14 protein-coding genes are annotated in these 16,898 nt (G+C 69.3%); 1 reads left to right on the top strand and 13 read right to left on the bottom strand.

Going from position 1 to position 16,898, the window contains the following annotated elements:
• Positions 1–32: 32 nt before the first annotated feature.
• The 9 genes from AC07FA_RS33560 to AC07FA_RS33520 all read right to left on the bottom strand — a co-directional run bounded on the left by AC07FA_RS33560 (position 33) and on the right by AC07FA_RS33520 (position 9,290).
• Positions 33–605 (bottom strand): potassium channel family protein, encoded by a 573-nt coding sequence (locus AC07FA_RS33560; RefSeq protein ID WP_479080126.1) that lies wholly within the window; start codon positions 603–605, stop codon positions 33–35.
• The gene (locus tag AC07FA_RS33555; protein WP_479080125.1) at positions 602–904 is read right to left on the bottom strand and encodes a hypothetical protein; all 303 of its coding nucleotides are present in this window, start codon (positions 902–904) and stop codon (positions 602–604) included. The genes AC07FA_RS33560 and AC07FA_RS33555 overlap by 4 nt, the downstream gene beginning before the upstream one ends.
• The gene (locus AC07FA_RS33550) at positions 901–1,326 is read right to left on the bottom strand and encodes a hypothetical protein (RefSeq protein WP_479080124.1); all 426 of its coding nucleotides are present in this window, start codon (positions 1,324–1,326) and stop codon (positions 901–903) included. The genes AC07FA_RS33555 and AC07FA_RS33550 overlap by 4 nt, the downstream gene beginning before the upstream one ends.
• Before the next feature lie 141 nt (positions 1,327–1,467).
• Complete coding sequence (locus tag AC07FA_RS33545) at positions 1,468–3,081, bottom strand: long-chain-fatty-acid--CoA ligase (protein WP_479080123.1); 1,614 nt, start codon at positions 3,079–3,081, stop codon at positions 1,468–1,470.
• A gap of 46 nt (positions 3,082–3,127) precedes the next feature.
• A complete protein-coding gene (locus AC07FA_RS33540; protein WP_479080122.1) occupies positions 3,128–4,834 on the bottom strand; it encodes an aldehyde dehydrogenase family protein in 1,707 nt (568 codons plus the stop codon).
• A gap of 76 nt (positions 4,835–4,910) precedes the next feature.
• Positions 4,911–6,254: an MFS transporter gene (locus tag AC07FA_RS33535; RefSeq protein ID WP_479080121.1), complete on the bottom strand. Its 1,344-nt coding sequence runs from the start codon at positions 6,252–6,254 to the stop codon at positions 4,911–4,913.
• Between the two features lie 47 nt (positions 6,255–6,301).
• Entirely contained in the window at positions 6,302–7,219 is a 918-nt protein-coding gene (locus tag AC07FA_RS33530; protein ID WP_479080120.1) for a TauD/TfdA dioxygenase family protein, read from the bottom strand.
• 119 nt (positions 7,220–7,338) lie between these two features.
• On the bottom strand, positions 7,339–7,941 hold the full coding sequence (locus AC07FA_RS33525) for a TetR/AcrR family transcriptional regulator (protein WP_479080119.1): 603 nt from the start codon (positions 7,939–7,941) through the stop codon (positions 7,339–7,341).
• A 62-nt stretch (positions 7,942–8,003) separates the two neighbouring features.
• A complete protein-coding gene (locus AC07FA_RS33520; protein ID WP_479080118.1) occupies positions 8,004–9,290 on the bottom strand; it encodes a DUF2254 domain-containing protein in 1,287 nt (428 codons plus the stop codon).
• Positions 9,291–9,554: 264 nt separating this feature from the next.
• Here AC07FA_RS33520 and AC07FA_RS33515 point away from each other — a divergent pair, with 264 nt between their 5' ends.
• Complete coding sequence (locus tag AC07FA_RS33515; protein WP_479080117.1) at positions 9,555–11,402, top strand: glycoside hydrolase family 15 protein; 1,848 nt, start codon at positions 9,555–9,557, stop codon at positions 11,400–11,402.
• A 24-nt stretch (positions 11,403–11,426) separates the two neighbouring features.
• On the opposite strand, the gene AC07FA_RS33510 is transcribed toward AC07FA_RS33515, so the two are convergent.
• Genes AC07FA_RS33510 through AC07FA_RS33495 form a run of 4 tightly spaced genes read right to left on the bottom strand, consistent with a single transcriptional unit; the run spans position 11,427 to position 16,660 of the window.
• On the bottom strand, positions 11,427–13,202 hold the full coding sequence (locus AC07FA_RS33510; RefSeq protein ID WP_479080116.1) for a cation:proton antiporter: 1,776 nt from the start codon (positions 13,200–13,202) through the stop codon (positions 11,427–11,429).
• Between the two features lie 53 nt (positions 13,203–13,255).
• Positions 13,256–14,317, bottom strand: coding sequence for a cytochrome d ubiquinol oxidase subunit II (locus tag AC07FA_RS33505; protein ID WP_479080115.1), 1,062 nt, complete (start codon positions 14,315–14,317; stop codon positions 13,256–13,258).
• A complete protein-coding gene (locus tag AC07FA_RS33500; RefSeq protein ID WP_479080114.1) occupies positions 14,314–15,780 on the bottom strand; it encodes a cytochrome ubiquinol oxidase subunit I in 1,467 nt (488 codons plus the stop codon). The genes AC07FA_RS33505 and AC07FA_RS33500 overlap by 4 nt, the downstream gene beginning before the upstream one ends.
• Before the next feature lie 40 nt (positions 15,781–15,820).
• Positions 15,821–16,660: an SDR family oxidoreductase gene (locus AC07FA_RS33495; protein WP_479080113.1), complete on the bottom strand. Its 840-nt coding sequence runs from the start codon at positions 16,658–16,660 to the stop codon at positions 15,821–15,823.
• Positions 16,661–16,898 lie beyond the last annotated feature (238 nt).

Genomic DNA, 16,898 nt, shown 5'->3' with positions numbered 1-16,898 from the left:
ATTCCGTCCTTCCGGACTGGGGGGCGTGGACGTCATGGCTCGGGCTGCTCGGGTGCCGTGGAGGACTGACGTCGCTCCAGCCCGATCCGTACCGCTCCGACCATGACCTTCGCGATCAGGCCCACGAGAACGAGGTCGGCCACCATCTGGAGTGTGGTCAGTATCCGAGCCGTCTGTGAGACGGGCACGATGTCACCGAATCCGACGGTGGCGAAGACGGTCACCTTGAAGTACAGGGCGTCGTTCCTGCTGAGCGGTTCGGAGAAGGAGTGCCCTCCTTGCCTGTGCGCGTACAGGAAATACGTGGCCGAGAACAGCAGCAGAAAGAGGGGGACCGCGGTGGCCAGAGCTTCGACGGCGCGCAACCGGGGGTGCGACGAACCGATGATGCTGACCGCTTGCAGGGCCAGCAGTGTGCCGATTCCCAACAGCCCGAGGATGAGCCCCTCGGCGGTGTGCCGGTCGAGATCACGGTCGAGGGGGAGCAGGTAGTACGCCGTGACGGCCGCTGCCACCACGGCCGTGGAACGCAGGAGCGGCAGGAGCAGGTACACGTGGTGCGCACTGAGCCGCCGGCCCCGGCCACTCCCCGGGGGCGCGTTCATGAGGGTCGCGGTTCCTTCTCGCCGTGCTGCCGGCCGGTCCCGTCCGCCGCATTCGCATCGTCGAGGAATTCGCGCACGGCGAAGGCGGCCAGGAACGCGGCCACGATCCACATGACCACCTCGGTGCTCGGATACGACCAGGTGACGAGGACGATCAGGGCGGTGAGCAGGATGAGGCCGCCGATCCAGCGCTTGTGGCAGCGCGCGGCGCGGGAAGAGCCGGATGTCACCAGCTCGTTCTTGGCCCGACCCGCGATGGGGCCGACATCGATGGCCACCTGATCGCCCTTCAGCGTCACAACGCCGCCGCCCCGCCCGTCAGAGTTTTGTCCAAGGCCCGGTGCGGGACACGGATGGCGTCCGTCCCCAGCGTTTCGAACGCGGAACTCGACACGAGCCGGTGGACCTCGGCATATCGGTCAGTTTCCTCCACCATGCTGTCGGCCCACACCGCAACGACCGACAGAACGGACAGCAACGCGGTCAGGATCACCAGCACAGCGGACAGAACCGACCGCCACTGATGCCGACGCGGTCTCCCGCCGTCCTCCAGCTCCGCGAAACGGCGCCGCAGATCGGCGAACTCGCTCGGTTGCCCTTCCCGAGAGGGCGAGCCGTGTGAAGGATCCGGCCTGCTGGGCTGAGGTTCCATACGGATCTCCTGAAAGAGCACTCCGCGGGTGGCCGCGAGCGACGGAGCACCCGCCGCCGGTTCCAGCAAACGCGCTCCTTCCAGGTCCCGCGACCGGAGCCACGCCGCACGGGCCCTCCGGGAGCGCCCCGGTCATGGCGCCACTGAAGGTCACGAGCCGGGAGCCGCACGACCGCATACGGCCGGTCGGTTGAACGCCAACCCCCTGACTCAGTTCGCCTGTGGCAGTTCTGCGGCCCGTTCCCCCATGACGACGGTGTCGGCCCCCGCCGTGCCCGCCTCCCGAAGCTCGCGCTTGAGGATCTTGCCCGTGGCATTGGTGGGCAGGACATCGAAGAACTCGACCAGACGGGGGTACTTGTAACCCGCCATCTGGTCCCTGCACCAGGCGATCAACTCCACCTCGGAGAGCGTCGCTCCCGGGGCGAGTACCACGCAGGCCTTGATCTCCTCACCATGGCGCGCGTCCGGCAGGCCGATCACGGCCGCCATGCTCACGGCAGGATGCGTGAGCAGTACCTCCTCGACCTCGCGCGGGTACACGTTGAAGCCACCACGGATGATCATGTCCTTGGCACGGTCCACGATGTAGAACCATCCGTCGGCGTCGCGGCGGGCCAGGTCACCGGTGCGGAACCAGCCGTCCCGCATCACCTCGGCGGTCGCGTCGGGCCGGTTGAAGTAGCCCTTCATCACGTTGTGCCCGCGGACGACTACCTCGCCGATCGCGTCGGCACCCCGGACCGGGGTCCAGTCCTTACCGACAAGGCCCACCTCCACGCCCCAGACGGGACGTCCGATGGAGCCGGGGCGCACCGGTTCCCCCCGGGGCGAGAAGGTGGCGACGGGGCTGGTCTCCGAGAGGCCGTACCCCTCCAGGATCGTGAGGCCGAACCGCTCGGCGAAGCGGTGGTGGATCTCCACGGGGAGCGCCGAGCCCCCCGAACCCGCCATACGCAGGTTCCTGGCGATCTGCGGCACGTCCACGTCGGAGGTGTCCGCTCCCAGCAAGGCCCAGAACATGGTGGGGACGCCCGCGAAGAAGGTGACGGCGTGGCGTTGCATGAGGGCGAGGGCCGCCCGGGCGTCGAAGCGTGGCAGCAGCACCAGGGTCGCCCCTGACGCGAGGCCGGCGTTCATCTGCACGACCTGGCCGAAGGAGTGGAACAGCGGCAGCGCGATCAGGTGCACGTCGTGCTCCACCTCGCCGAACAGCTTCTGGCAGGTCAGCACGTTGAGCATTACGTTGGAGTGGCTGAGTTCGGCGCCCTTGGGCCGGCCGGTGGTGCCGGACGTGTACAGGATGACCGCGGTGTCACCGGGCTCCGTGGCCACCGTCTCGAAGTTCCCGCTCCGACCGGCCAGCGCCACCGTCAGGCACTCGGCGCCCTCGATCGGGGAGTCACCGGAGAGAGCGGCCGTCATGACGAAGAAGTGCTCGCAGTCCGGCGCCTCACCGAAGCCGGACCAGCCCTCCTGCCCGAGCGGGAGCTCGGCGCCTCCCTCGAAGCAGAAGTATGCCTTGGCCTGGGAGTCGGCCAGATGGTAGGCGATCTCTCGGCCCTTGAGCAGCACGTTGAGCGGTACCACCACCGCCCCGGCCTTGAGGATGCCGTAGTAGACGATAGGGAACCAGGGCAGGTTGGGGCAGGACAGGGCGACCTTGTCGCCCGGCTCGATACCGCGCGAGCGGAGGAGGTTCGCCACGCGGTTGGCGGCCGCGTCCAGCTCCGCGTAGGTGAGCCGCTGGTCGCCCAGGACGATGGCGGTGCGGTCGGGCAGGGCGCGGGCGCTGTTCTCCAGCACGACGGCGAGGTTGAGCATGGGGTCTCCGTAGGGTGTGTCGGTGCGAGCCGCAGGCGAGCGGGTGTCAGCCCCGCAACGCGGACGCGAGGAGGGCGGGCAGCTTGGTGAGGCTCGGCGCGGCCGTGAAGCGGGTGAGGCGCTGCACCGTGGTGAGAGCGGTGCGGTGGGTGACGAAGTACGGCGGGCGTGGTGACAGGGACGCGTCGCCCGTGACCAGGCCGCGCGGAGCGGGTGTGAAGGGCGCGCGCAGCACGGTCTTCTCGATGTCCTCGAGCATGAACGCGTTGTGTACGAAGCCGAGGCCGCTGCCGATGTCCTGCCGCGTGTGGCCGGGGAAGGCGCCCCAGGGGGTGAAGCCCAGCAGGAAACCGACCCCTGACCAGCAGTTGACGCCCAGCGTGCCGTAGCGCAGCTCGGCGATGGCGGTACGCACCGCCTCCCGATGGGTCTTCTCCGTCCTCGGGTGGACGATCAGGGTGGCGCCGAGGGTGCCGGGCAGGGTGTCGTTGGCGAAGTCGACGGCCTGCCGCAGGAATTCGGCAGGGGATGCGCCAGACAGACGTACGACGCCCAGGGCGCTGCCGAAGACCTCGTCGCGAACGAGGAGGTCGTCGTGATCCGTGACGTCGGGCACGAGCAGTCGGCAGCCGTCGCCGTGGGCCTCCGCCGTCGGGTGAGCTGCTCGTACGGAGGCGAGACGGTCGGCGGCGCCGGGGTAGTAGTCGGCGCGCGGGGGCAGCCGGCGCAGCACCTTCCGGATCTCGTCGAGCAGCCGCTCGGTACCGTCCCAGTCACGCGGCAGGACCAGGATCTGGCTGGCGATGCAGTTGTGGCCCGAGTTGTTCATCTTGCTGGTGACGATGTGCTCGGCCTGGAAGCGGAAGTCGGCTTCACTCCACGGGCCCGGCGCCACGATGCAGGGGCTGACGCCGCCCAGTTCGCTGCTGAAGGGCTTGGCGATCAGCGGGAGGTCGTCACGGCGGCGTCGCTCGGCGTCCTCGCCCGTGCCCCAGACGATGGCGTCGTGGGTGCGGTCGCTACCCGTGACATGAATGGCGTCGACGCCTTCGTGGCGGGTGAGGTAGCTGCCCTCGGCCGCGCCGCCGTCGACGAAGCGCAGCCAGCCCCGTTCGACGAACTCGGCGAAGACGTGCTCGAAGTGGGGGCGCAGATAGGCGTTGACCGGGTTCATCTTGGCGATGACGACCTGGCCCTCGGCGTAGAGCTTGTGCAGGATGTCCAGCGCGGTGATGGCGGCGACGTTGCCGGCGCCGAGCACCAGGGCGAGGCCAGGGTCTCCCCGCCTGCCCCGGTACTCTCCCGCGGCGCGCGCCCGCGCCTGCTCCGCGGTGACGCCGGGGCGCATCCACACCTGGGCCGTGAACCCGTTGAGCAGCAGAACGTCCCAGCCGGTGGCGGGGAAGACGTCCACGCGGGTGCGGCCGTTCTCCTCGTAAACCGTCCTGCCGTCCAGTGGGTCCCCGCCCGCGGCGATCCGTCGCAGGACGTGTAGGAGCGCGGCAGCGTTCTGCGCCAGGGCCCAGGGCCCGCCGGTCCAGTCCTCGGCCGCCCAGGGGGAGCCCGGTCCGTACCCCTTCGCCCGGGCACCCGCACCGGCGATCTCGGCCGCACTCGCGACGACGCGCGGCAGCAGCCGCTCCAGGAGGGCGATGCGTTCGGAGAGCGGGGTGGCGCACCAGGACGCGGCATGGGCGCGTACGTCGGCCACGGTGCGGTCGAGCAGGGAGGTGTCGAGGGCGCTGGTGTTCAAAGTCGATCCTTGCGGAAGGTAGGGGAGGAAAGGGCGGGCCCGCTCCGTGAGTTGCGCGAGGAGCAGGCCCGCCTGCTCACGCGGACAGCCGACGGGCGTCGCGCTCCGGGTCGATCAACGCGAGGGCGGCGACTCCGCTCAGCAGGAGAACGGCGCCGGTGATGAGGACCGCGTGCTGGTAACCCGCCGCTCCCCGGGTGTCCACGAGGTGCCCGATCAGGGTCGGGGCGATCAGACCCGCGGTGGTCACCACGGCGTTCATGATGCCGAGGGTGCCGCCGCGGCGATCCGCCGGAGCCAGTTCCGTGACGGTGGTGACGGCAACGCTGCTCATCGCTCCGGCCAGCCCGAATCCCGCGACCAGGAGCATGGCGGTCACGGCACCGGCCGGAGCCAACGGCAGGGCGAGGCATGCTGCGGCGCCTATGAGCAGCAGAACGCCGCCGACCCCGCCGCGGGCCCACCGACTCGTGATCCCCCGGCGTAGCAGCCACCCGGTCAGGCCTGCCTGTCCGAGCACCACGACCCCGCCCAGCCCCCAGACCAGCATCAGCACCCGGGTGGAACCGGCCGAGGAGTAGCCCAGCGCGTCCTGGAGGTACGAGGGGAGCCAGACCAGGGCGAAGGCGATGACCCAGTAGGTGCCGAAGTAGGCGGCCGTGGCGCCGATCCATGTCCGGGTCGCCAGGATCCGCCGGTACGACGTCCTTTGCGGGGCCGTCCCCGTTTCGGCGCCTGCCGGCCCCTCACTCACCCCGGCCGTGGAGTCGGCTGACGTCGTGGTGGCCGGTGCGGCCGCGTACGGCCCCTCCCCGCCGAGGGGGATCCACAGCAGCGCCCACACGACACCGACGAGCGCCATCGCGGTTACGGCTGAGCGCCAGCCATGGTTCTGGATCACCCACGTCAGGACGGGAGCGGCGACCAGGACCCCCAGAGTGATGCCGAGGACGATCAAGGCCCCGGGCAGGTTGCGTCGGTGGTTGGGGAACCAGGACAGGGCGGCCTGCTGGGCGACGGGAAAGGCGGGGCCTTCGGCGGCGCCGAGGAGAACACGTGAGGTGATGAGCACCGCGAGCCCTCCGCCCACCGCCAGTGGCGCCTGGGAGATGGACCAGAGTAGGGCCATCGCGAGAAGCAGCCACTTGGGCCGTATGCGGTCCGCGAGCAGTCCCACTGCGGCACCGGAGATCGAGAAGAGCAGGAAGAAGGCGCTGCTGGCGAGTCCGAAGGCTGATGCGGACAGGCCGAGGTCTTTTCGGATCTCATCCGCAGCCAGGCCGAGCACGGACTTGTCGGCGAAATTGATCATCATGAAGACGACGAGCAGGGCAGTGACGGTCCAGGCGCGGCGCCGCGTTCTGATCGGCGCGTTCAGGGTGCCGGCGGGGACTGCGGGTGCGACATCGGTGTCGGTCACGAGGGCTCCGCGGTGACTGGAGAGGGAAGGTGGGGCCGAGCGCTCGTTCAGGAGAGCGGGACGCCGGCGATGGCGATGCGTTCCATGACACGGCGCTGCGGGAAGTAGTCGCTGATCGCGTAGTGCTGGGTGGCGATGTTGTCCCAGATCGCGACCGATCCGGGCTGCCAGCGGAAGCGGACCTGGTACTCGGGGATACGGGCCTGGAGGACGAGCTCGTCGAGCAGTTCGCGGCTCTCCGGGTCCGACAGGCCGACGATCCGTGTGGTGAAGGGCTCGTTGACGTACAGCAGCTTGCGGCCGGTGCGCGGGTGGCGTACGACCACGGGGTGCTCGACGGCAGGCAGGTTCTCACGGTGTGCCGCAATCTGACTGTCGGTCATCAGCGCACCCCAGCTCGGCACCCAGTCGTGCACGGCGGTGAGCCCGTCGATCCGGGCCTTCATCGCTTCGGTGAGGTTGTCGTAGGCGGCAGCCATGTCCGCCCACATGGTGTCGCCGCCGGCGGGCGGGATCTCGACGGCCCGCAGTACGGAGCCGAGCGCCGGCGCAGCCATGAACGAGTGGTCGCTGTGCCAGATGTTCTCGGTTCCGACGGCCATGGCGTCCTTGGCCAGCCGGGAGACCCCGACGATGTCGCCCTTGGGGAAGAAGGGGTTCGCCTCCGGCTGACCCCACAGGCCGGAGAACGCGAGCTGCGACTGCGGGTCGAAGGCGTGCTGGTCGCGGAAGAAGAGGACCTTCCACTCCAGCAGGGCCTGCCTGATCTCCTCCGCGAGATCCTCGCCGATCGGGAGCGAGAGGTCGACGCCTTCGATCTCGGCGCCGATGTGCGGGGTGAGCGGGCAGACGTCCAGGATCCGGTAGTCGGGCTGCGGGGCGTCCGGAGCGATGCGGTCGAGTGTGCGCTTCCCGTAGTGCATCAACGGCTTGTCGAGTGCGGGGGCGGGGGCGGTGGTGGCCATGAGTCCTCCGGGCGGGGGCGGAAATCGATACTCGGAGTATCGTTATTTGGCCGGAGTGAGGCAAGAGGCATGAGGGCACGAAAATGTGAGGCCGGGAACCGCCGCCGTTGCGGAGGCCGTCAGCAGACGGGGCCGACAGCGCGGGCGACGAGATCGACCAGGCTGTCCACGAACCGGGCGTCGGGCATCTCCTGCTCGCCGATCAGCCGGAAGATCAGTGGCGCGGCCACCAGCGTGGCGGCGGCCCTGACATCGGTGTCCGGTGACACGTCACCGCGGGCGATCCCGCGTTCGAGGATGCGCCGTGTCTCACTCGTGATCCGCTCGGTGTACTCCGCGTACTGGCCTCGTACCGCGCCGGTCTCGGCCGCCGCCCCGATGAGGCCCGCGATCAGCCGGTCCGTACCCGGCAGCCGGTAGGCCTCCAGGCGAGCGGTGAGTACGAAGCGGAGTTCCGCCCGGAAGTCGTCCAGGTCGGGCACTGACAGGATGCCGATGCGGGTTTCCGCGGCTGCGATGATCAAATCCTGTTTGGTGGGCCACCGCCGGTAGATGGCGGGTTTGCTCACGCCGGCCCGTGCCGCGACGGCGTCCATCGTGACCGCCCCGATCCCCTGCTCGTGGACCATGTCCACGACCGCCTTGAGGACGGCTCCAGTGACCCGTTCCTCTCGCGGGCGTCCCGGCCCTCGTGCGGTGCCGCCAGACTGCGTACCCATCATGTCCCGAGCCTACGGCCGGGGCCCCGGGCGTATGGAGACCGGGGCCGCCTCAAGGCGTGACCCTACGACGAGTACTGCCCGCCGATGCCCTGGTGGTCGGCCGCCTGCGCGATGGCCCGGCGGGCCGGGTCGGTGAACTCCCGCTCGACCGCCTCCCGCAGAAGACTCATCTCCGCACGCACCGACGCGTGCTGCGCCGGCGGCAGGGCGTCGAGCAGGTCGTCGAGCAGGGCACGGAGCCTTCGGCAGACCTGCGCGGATGAACTTCCGTAGTCGCGGATCTCGCAGACGGCGAGCCGCAGGTAATTCTCCCAGTCCCGCCCCGGCAGCGCGAGGCGGGTGCGCCCGTGGCGATCGGCCAGCACGTGACGAGCGGGGAGGGGCGTGGCGCCGACCGTGTGCAGCAACCACTCGATGTAGTTGATGACCTGCACCGCGGTCGTGGGGTCGTTCACCGCCGGGGAGAGGGCCCTGATGGCGATGTCGACGAGGACCCTCAGAGCGAAGGCGGGGTCCTGTTCGATGGTGCGCTCGGCCCCGAGGGCAACCAGGGCGGTCACCCGGTCAGGGTCCGGTTTGGACGTGCCCCCGTGGACCTCGAAGAGAACGGTGCCGGGCGGTACGAAGTCCCCGATGAGCCGGGTGACGACGAAGACACAGTCGTGGCGCGCTGCCTCCGCGACCAGCGCGGTCACGTTGAACGCCTGGATGGCTCCACCGCGAGCGGTACGAATGCGCATCACCGGGCTGTCGGTAGGTACGGACACGTCCCCGCGCGGGGCCGCGCCCCGGATCGCCGCGGCCCCGCGCGTGAAGACGTCCTCTCCCATCCGCGCGACCATCTCGGCGATGGCCACCGGTCGGAGACTGTGGGTGAACCTGTTGAGGTAGATGAGCAGGAGCACGAGGCTGACGGCCACCGCCGCACCGGCCAGAGTGATCCCGAGGTCGGGGATGGAGTCGGATTCGATGGTGCGCAGCAGGGAGAACGCGAACGCGAACGTTCCGGTGAAGGTCGCCAGCACTGCCTTCTGCAGCCGGTCTCGGTACCACAGGCGCATGTAGCGGGGTGAAAGGGTTCCGGTTGCCTGTTGCACGACGAGTACGCCGATGGTGACGACGAATCCGAGCAACGCCACCATGGCCCCCACGATGGCGGTGAGCACGCCGCTCGCCGTCGTCGCGGAGTAGTGCCAGACGCTCGGCGGCCAGTTCGCGTCGTCCGCGGCGACGGCGAGCTCAGCGAGAAGGGCGCCGAGGACGAACCCGAACATCGGCACGATCCACAGACTCGCCTTGACGTATTGCCGCAACCTGAATCTGGCCGCCCAGGACGTCAGGACACCCACGTCACGCCCCCTTCACCCGGAGGAGTCCGTTGCCCATGAGGCATACGAGACAGCGGGCCGGTTCTCTGGGCGCGACCGCCGTCACCTCACGGTAGAGCCGTTGTCGGCCCGGCGCAGCGGCAGAACCCCGCCGCCACCTGGTGCGACGCTCCCGCCAGGACGGGGCGGCACCCGGGGCCTAAGCTGACCAGATGGCGCCCGGCCCGCCCATGCGCCGCGTGACGGTGTCCGATCGTTGTCAGCCGGGGCCGAAAGGGGCTCACGATGGACGACTACCCCCTGATCGAGAACCACGGCCTGATCGGTGATCTGCAAACCGCGGCTCTCGTGACCACCGACGCGACCATCGACTGGTTCTGCTGTCCGCGCTTCGATTCGCCCAGCGTCTTCGGTGCTCTGCTCGACCGGAGGAAGGGCGGCCACTTCACCGTCAGACCGGTCGCGGACACGTACACCACCAAGCAGCTCTACCACCCGGACACCGCGGTTCTGGTGACGCGTTTCATGACCGAGGCCGGGGCGGGGGAAGTGGTCGACTTCATGCCGGTGACCGGCACGACGCCCACGGACCGCCACCGCCTGGTCCGGATGCTGCGCTGTGTCCGGGGCAGCATGACGTTCGAAGGGGAGATCGCTCCGCGCTTCGACTACGGCCGCAAGCCGCACGAGCTCCACATCACCGAGCAGGGGGCCCTGTTCACCTCGGCGGACATGGACCTCGCCGTCCACGCCGTCCGTGAACCACAGGACGAGCGGCTCTTGAACATCCTCTCGGGTGACAAGGACCTGCGGTTCACTCTGACTCTGCGGGCGGGGGAACAGCGCGGCCTGGTCATGGAGTCGTCACCCGGCGGGCCGCCGCGCGAGGTCCGCGTGGCGGAGTTCGAGCAGCTCTTCGACGAGACGGCCCGTTTCTGGCGCTCGTGGCTGGCCCAGTCCACCTATTCGGGCCGTTGGCGGGAAGCGGTGGAACGCTCGGCCGTCACGCTGAAGCTCATGACCTACGCGCCGACCGGCGCCCTGGTCGCCGCCCCCACCACGGCACTGCCCGAGCAGTTGGGTGGGGAGCGCAACTGGGACTACCGGTTCACCTGGATCCGTGACGCGTCGTTCTCGGTGTACGCCTTGCTGGGCCTGGGCTTCAAGGAAGAGGCGGCCGCGTTCATCAGCTGGCTGCACGACCGGGTGAAGGAAGAGGCCGGCCAAGGGAACGGCGCCGGGCCGCTGAACATCATGTACCGCGTCGACGGCTCATCCGACCTGGTCGAGGAGACCCTGGATCACTGGGAGGGGTACCGCGGTTCGGCCCCGGTCCGCATCGGTAACGGAGCAGCGAGCCAACTGCAACTGGACATCTACGGCGAGGCGCTCGACAGCATCTACTTCGCGCACCAGCACGGTATGCATCTCGACCACGGGGGCTGGACCGCGCTGCACACCCTTCTCGACTGGCTGGTCGACCACTGGGATCAGCCCGGGGAAGGGCTGTGGGAGACCCGTGGCGGCCGGAAGGACTTCACCTACGGCCGTGTGATGTCCTGGGTCGCTCTCGACCGTGCCCTGCGGATCGCCTACGACGACGGCCGCCCCGCGGCCGGCGGCCGGTGGGTGGAGGCGCGTGACAAGATCTACGCGCAGGTACTCAGCCGGGGATGGGACCCGAAGAAGCAGGCATTCGTGCAGCATTACGGCGACGATGTGCTCGACTCCTCGCTGCTGCGTATGCCTACGGTCGGCTTCATCACGCCGGACGATCCGATGTGGAAGTCCACCCTGGACGCGATGGACCGTGAACTGGTCAGCGACAGCCTGGTCTACCGCTACAACCCCGATGCGTCACCCGACGGGCTGCGCGGGTCCGAGGGAACCTTCTCCCTGTGTACGTTCATGTACGTCGACGCCCTGGCACGGGCCGGACGCGCCGATCAGGCCAGGCTCGTGCTGGAGAAGATGCTCACCTACGCCAACCACCTGGGCCTGTACTCCGAGGAGATCGGCCTGACGGGGCAACAACTGGGCAACTTCCCGCAGGCTTTCACGCACCTGGCGCTGATCGATGCGGCGATCACCCTGGACGCGAAGCTCAATGAGGCGCACAGGGGCGGGGCGTAGTCGCACGAAGCCCGCTTGCGCGATTCACGGGCCGGCGTCCGCCGGGACGGAACCGAGGAGGACGACGGTGTCGCCCTCCTCGGGGACGGCCTGATGCCTCTCGGTGACCGGGTCCAGCCGCTGGTCCGCCCGCACCACGAAGAGAGTGTCGTGTTCGGTCGGCAGCGGGGCGGAGGCGGGCTGCACCACGAACCGGGCGCCCCGCTCGTAGCGCTCCGCCAGGATGTGACGGACGAGGGAGCGGCCGAAGAGGATGTCGCCGCCGGTGTAGGGAGCGACCACCCCATGGCTGTCGTGCGGTGGTCCGACCCGGTAGACGGGCCCCTCGACGTTGTCCTCCATCACGACCGAGGCGAGCGCGTTGAAGTCGTCGTCGTCGGTGGCCAGGAGTACAGCCGCCACTCCCTCCAGCCGCGCCCCGGGGTTGATGCCGGTGGCCAGTAGATCGCCCTTGGCCAGGTCGAGCCCCGCGGCCTTGATCAGGGCCCGTTGCTCGTCGAGCCCCGCCCACATCAGCACGTCCAGTCCCGCGGACCGCAGGGCCCTTCCCAGGTCGACGACCCACGGCTCCCCGCCCACCAGGAGGACGCGTGTGCCCGCCGCTTTGACGACACCCAGCCGTCGGGCCATCGGCGCAGCCGACAGCGAATAGAGCAGCACGGTGCCCACGATCACCAGAAACGTGACGGGGAGGATTCTTGCGGCCCCGCTCACCCCCCGGTCGACCAGGCTGGCCGAGAACGCCGATGCGGTGGCCGCCGCGACGATGCCGCGCGGGGCCATCCACCCGATGAAGGCCCGCTCTCCTCGGGTCAGACCCGAACGCACCGTTGCGGCGAAGGCCACGAGCGGCCGCACCACCAGGACGAGGATCGCGATGAGGGCGAGGCCGGGCAGGAGTACCGGCACCAGGGACGCCGGGGTGACGGTGGAGGAGATGGAGACGAACAGCAGCCCGATGATCAGCTGCACCAGGGTCTCGAAGAAGGGGCGCCGAGCAGGCATGTCGAACCCCCGGATGTTGACGACGGCGAGTCCCGTGACGATCGCGGCGATGAGCCCCGTATCGTCCCGCACGACGTCGCAGCCGGCCGACACGGCGATCACCGTGGCGAGTTGAGCCAGCGTGCCGAGGGTCTCGCCGAGCCGGAGGACCCGCAGAGTGAACCACAGCAGCACGGTTCCCACGGCCCCGCCGACCAGCCCGACGGCCAGGCTGAGGCCGAACTGGCCCAGCTGGTAACCCCGGCCGATATCGACCTGATGCGTGCTGGCGATGGCGTGGAAGGTGAGCGCGCCGAGGATGCCGCCGATCGGGTCGGTGAGCGTCCCCTCCCAGATCAGGATGCGCCGCACCTTGTCACTCGGCCGCACGAAATCGAGCAGGGGGCCCACGACGGTGGGCCCCGAGACGACGAGGATCACGCCCAGCATCGCGGCCACTCGCAACGGCATGTCGAACATCGCCGGTGCCACCGACGCGGTGACCAGGAACGTGAGCAGCACCCCGTACACCAGCAGTCGTCCTACGATCCCCCGGGTGTTGCCGGTGAGCTTGCGCAGGTCGAGCCCCAGACCGGCGTCATAGAGAATCACCGCGACGGACAGCGACACAAGGACGGAAAATGCGGGCCCCATCAGCCTGTCCGGATGAATGACATCCGTGATCGCACCGGCGGCGAAGCCGACCGGCAGCAGAATGATCAGGGCCGGGAGGCGCAGCTTGCTCGCCAGGATCTGCGAGCCGGTGGCGAGCACCACCGTCAGGGCGAGTCCGAGAAGGATCTCGTCGTCGGTCACAGTGGGTTCCTTCGAGTCCGGGTGCGAGGGAGGAGGTCGGGCGGGGCGGGCGTTCAGCCTGCGGGTGCCGCACCGTCACCGTCCGTACCGCTTGGTCTTCGCAGCTCGGCGTCGGTGAGTTCTTCCAGCTCACCGTGGGTGTCCAGCCAGTAGAGCAGGACGACGGCCGGCATGACGAGCACGAGGGCCACCAGGGTGACAATCGCCAGCCATGTCAGCGTGGCGGGTGCGCCCGCGGCGTCGGCCACGGTCATCGAGGTGGGGATCAGGTACGGGCGCTGGGCCATGCCCCAGGCGATGACGGCGGACGCGACGACCCCGATCGCCGTGACGCGCACCCAGGTGCCGGGCGTCCGCATGAGCAGCCAACCTGTCGCGACTGCGGCCGCCCCGGCCACGAGAACGAAGAGCAGTCCCAGGCCGTGGGTGAGTCCGTGCCACACGTGCGGGGAGTCCTCGTGCGTGACGAACCCGGTGACCACCGCCAGGACCGTGAGCACGGCGAGACTGCTCAGCGCCCGCCGCCGGAAGTAGCCGACCAGATCGGGCGCGTCGAACCGGCGGGCGTCTCCCGTGAGGAACACCGCGCCGAGGAAGGCCGTGGTCGCGACGGCCACGAACCCGAACGTCAGAGAGGTGGGGTTGGACCAGGCGTCCGCCGAAGCCGCGGTACCGGCCGCCACCCGTCCCGACGCGACACCGCCGACGGCGGCGCCGAGGAAGAACGGCGTGACGACCGAGGCCACGGCGAACATGGCGCCGTAGAACCTTCGGCCGACGAGCCGCCGGGAGGGCTTGCGGAACGCGAAGCCGGCGCCGCGCAGGACCAGGCCCATGGCGGCCAGCGCCAGCGGGAGCCACATCGCGGAGAACACGGTCTCGAACAGCGTGGGGAAGCCGGTCCACATGATGACGAGAACGAAGATCAGCCAGACGTTGTTGACCTCCCAGACCGGAGCCATGGCGTGGTCGATGAGCCACCGGGGGCGCTTCCCGCGTTCGGTGCCGCCGGCCGTCAGGTCCCAGAAGCCGGCCCCGTAGTCCGTCCCGCCTGCCGAGGCGTACGCGGCCAGGGCGACGAGGAGCACCACGGCGATGACGTCGGCGGCGGTCATGGCCGGCGCTCATCGGGCCGGGCGGCTCCACCGCCACCCGCGGGGATGGGCGTCCGCGGCCCGTAGGGAGTGTCCCCCTCCGGCATGTGGGCCACATCCCCGGCGGCCCGTTGCTCGTCGGCGAGGCGCCAGCGCGTGCGCATCCTGAGCAGGATGACGAGGAATGAGCCGAACAGGAACACGTACACCACCATCACCACGCCGAGCATGATCCACAGGGTGGTGGAGCGAGTCGCGGTCACCGCCTCGGCGACCCGCATGTTCTGGTAGACGATCCAGGGCTGTCGTCCTACCTCGGTGGCGATCCAACCGCACTCGACAGCCACGACGGAGGCGACGCCCGCACAGGCCGCGGAGCGGTAGAACCACTTCGAGGCGGGAAGCCGGCGGTGCCGCAGCCAGACGAGTCCGTACCAGAGGGCCAGCAGCACCAGGGCGGACCCGATCAGGACCATGATGTCGAAGGCCCAGTGGGCGATGGTCGCCTGAGTGGCCGTCGGCCGTTGGTCCGCCGGGACCGAGGTCAGGCCCACCACCTTGGTATCCGCACTGAATCCGGCCAGGAACGAGTCGAGCAGGGGGACCTTGATGCCTCCCGAGACGGTTCCGTTCTCGTTGAGGCGCCCGAAGAGGTACTCCGGCACTCGGGTGTCGGTCTTCCAGACGATCTCCATCGCGGCGAACTTCACGGGTTGCTTGTGGAACACCGACCGGGCGATGGAGTCGCCCAGGACGAACTGCACGGGAGTGGCCAGCGCCGCGATGGTGAAGGGAACGGCGAAGCCGAGCCGGTGGTAGTGGTCCCGGCGGCCCCGCAGCCATCCCACGGCGTAGACCCCGGACACCATGAAGCCCGCGGTGAGAATCATCGCCACGACGAAGTGCCAGTACTGCGGCCCGAACATCGGCGTGAAGATCGCCTTCCAGACGTTCACGTCGACCGGGTTGCCCTCGGGGTCGAGCGAGAAGCCCTGTGGCGTGTTCATCCAGGAGTTGGCGGCCAGGATGCCGAACGCCCCGAGGAGCGCGGCGGCCGGGAGCGGTAGCGCGAGCAGGAAGTGCGTACGGGGCTTCAACCGCCGCCAACCGTAGAGATAGATGGCGATGAGGACGGCCTCCAGGAAGAACGCCCAGGCCTCCACACCGAATCCGATGCCGAAGACGTCACCCCATCTCCCCATCAGGCCGGGCCAGAGGAGACCGAACTCGAAGGAGAGCACCGTGCCGGTCACGATACCGAGCGCGAACTGCACCGCCATGACGGCTGACCAGCGCCGCGCCAGAAGCAGGGCCGCGGCGTCCTTGCGACGCAGGCCGCGGTAGTGCATGACCAGGGTGATGAACGGGAAGGCCACGCCCAGGGGCACCAGGATGATGTGGGAAGCCAGCGTGAAGGCCATGAGTTCCCGGGCCGGCAGGAGTTGCGCCGGGGCATCCGCCAGCAGGTGGAGCGAGGTGGGCATAGACGCCTTCGCTGTTCGTTCGTGACAGTCCGGGAGCCGGTCAGCCGCCCGTGGCGAACCCCGGGAAGAGGGTCATCCCGCCGTCGACGTAGAGGGTGGTTCCCACTACGTAGTCCATGAGGTCGGAGGCGAGCGCGACCACGGCGTGGGCAATGTCCTCGGGGTCGCCGATCCGGTCGTACGGGATGAGCCGCAGGAGGTCCTCGCGGGCCTCCGGGGTCTCCCAGGCATCGCGGTTGATCGGCGTCTTGATCGCCCCCGGCGCGACCGCGTTCACCCGGATCTTCTCCGGTGCGAGCTCCTGGGCCAGGGTCTGCATCATCATCTGCACACCGCCCTTGGAGGACGCGTAGTTGACGTGGCCCGCCCAGGGGATGATCTGGTGCACCGAACTCATGCAAATGATCTTCCCGGCGGAACGGGACACCTCGGAAACCACGCCGCGACGCCGGAATTCCTTGACCGCCTCCCGGGCACACAGGAACTGACCGGTGAGGTTGACATCGATGACCTTCTGCCACTCGGCGAGGGTCATCTCCGTGAACCGGGCATCACGCTGCAGTCCCGCGTTGGCGACCAGGACGTCGATGGTGCCGAACTCCTGGACCATCCGGTCCATCATGGCGACGACCTGGTCCTCCTGGGACACGTCGGCTTCGTAGGCCGCCGCGCGCACACCGAACGAGGCGATCTCCTCGGCCACTTCCTCTGCGGCCTCGCGGCCCGAAACATAGTTCACGACGACGTCGGCGCCGGCTCGGCCCAAGCCGATGGCAGTGGCCTTGCCGATGCCCGAGTTCGCACCGGTGACCAACGCCTTCTGTCCCTGTAGCAAACGAGCCGGGATCACGCCCTGCGGTGCTCCGACGGTGGAGTCCATGCCGTCCTGCCTCCTCGATGCGCACGGCTGCGCTGTGCCCGGCAGCGCAGCCGGGCACAGTCACGCAACCACCGGCCGTGGGTGCCGGCACCCTCGGAGCGTCACCATTGGGCCGTTGGGCCGAGCATCTTCGTCCTAACGGCCCAGCGGACGGTCCTCCGTCCAGCCCAGCCGGGTCAGGAGGTGGTCGCCGGCCCGCAGGGCATGGGCGATGGCCGTCGAGGACGGGTTGACCGGA

It is taken from the genome of Streptomyces sp. NPDC045968, assembly GCF_056430475.1.
Note: the sequence above shows the minus strand (reverse complement) of the source record. Positions and strands in the feature narration are given on the sequence as shown.

Bases quoted from the DNA above. Each gene is read 5' to 3' on its own strand.
- AC07FA_RS33530 (WP_479080120.1), bottom strand. From the start codon at position 7,219: ATGGCCACCACCGCCCCCGCCCCCGCACTCGACAAGCCGTTGATGCAC.
- AC07FA_RS33560 (WP_479080126.1), bottom strand. From the start codon at position 605: ATGAACGCGCCCCCGGGGAGTGGCCGGGGCCGGCGGCTCAGTGCGCAC.
- AC07FA_RS33500 (WP_479080114.1), bottom strand. From the start codon at position 15,780: ATGCCCACCTCGCTCCACCTGCTGGCGGATGCCCCGGCGCAACTCCTG.
- AC07FA_RS33545 (WP_479080123.1), bottom strand. From the start codon at position 3,081: ATGCTCAACCTCGCCGTCGTGCTGGAGAACAGCGCCCGCGCCCTGCCC.
- AC07FA_RS33515 (WP_479080117.1), top strand. From the start codon at position 9,555: ATGGACGACTACCCCCTGATCGAGAACCACGGCCTGATCGGTGATCTG.
- AC07FA_RS33525 (WP_479080119.1), bottom strand. From the start codon at position 7,941: ATGATGGGTACGCAGTCTGGCGGCACCGCACGAGGGCCGGGACGCCCG.
- AC07FA_RS33505 (WP_479080115.1), bottom strand. From the start codon at position 14,317: ATGACCGCCGCCGACGTCATCGCCGTGGTGCTCCTCGTCGCCCTGGCC.
- AC07FA_RS33495 (WP_479080113.1), bottom strand. From the start codon at position 16,660: ATGGACTCCACCGTCGGAGCACCGCAGGGCGTGATCCCGGCTCGTTTG.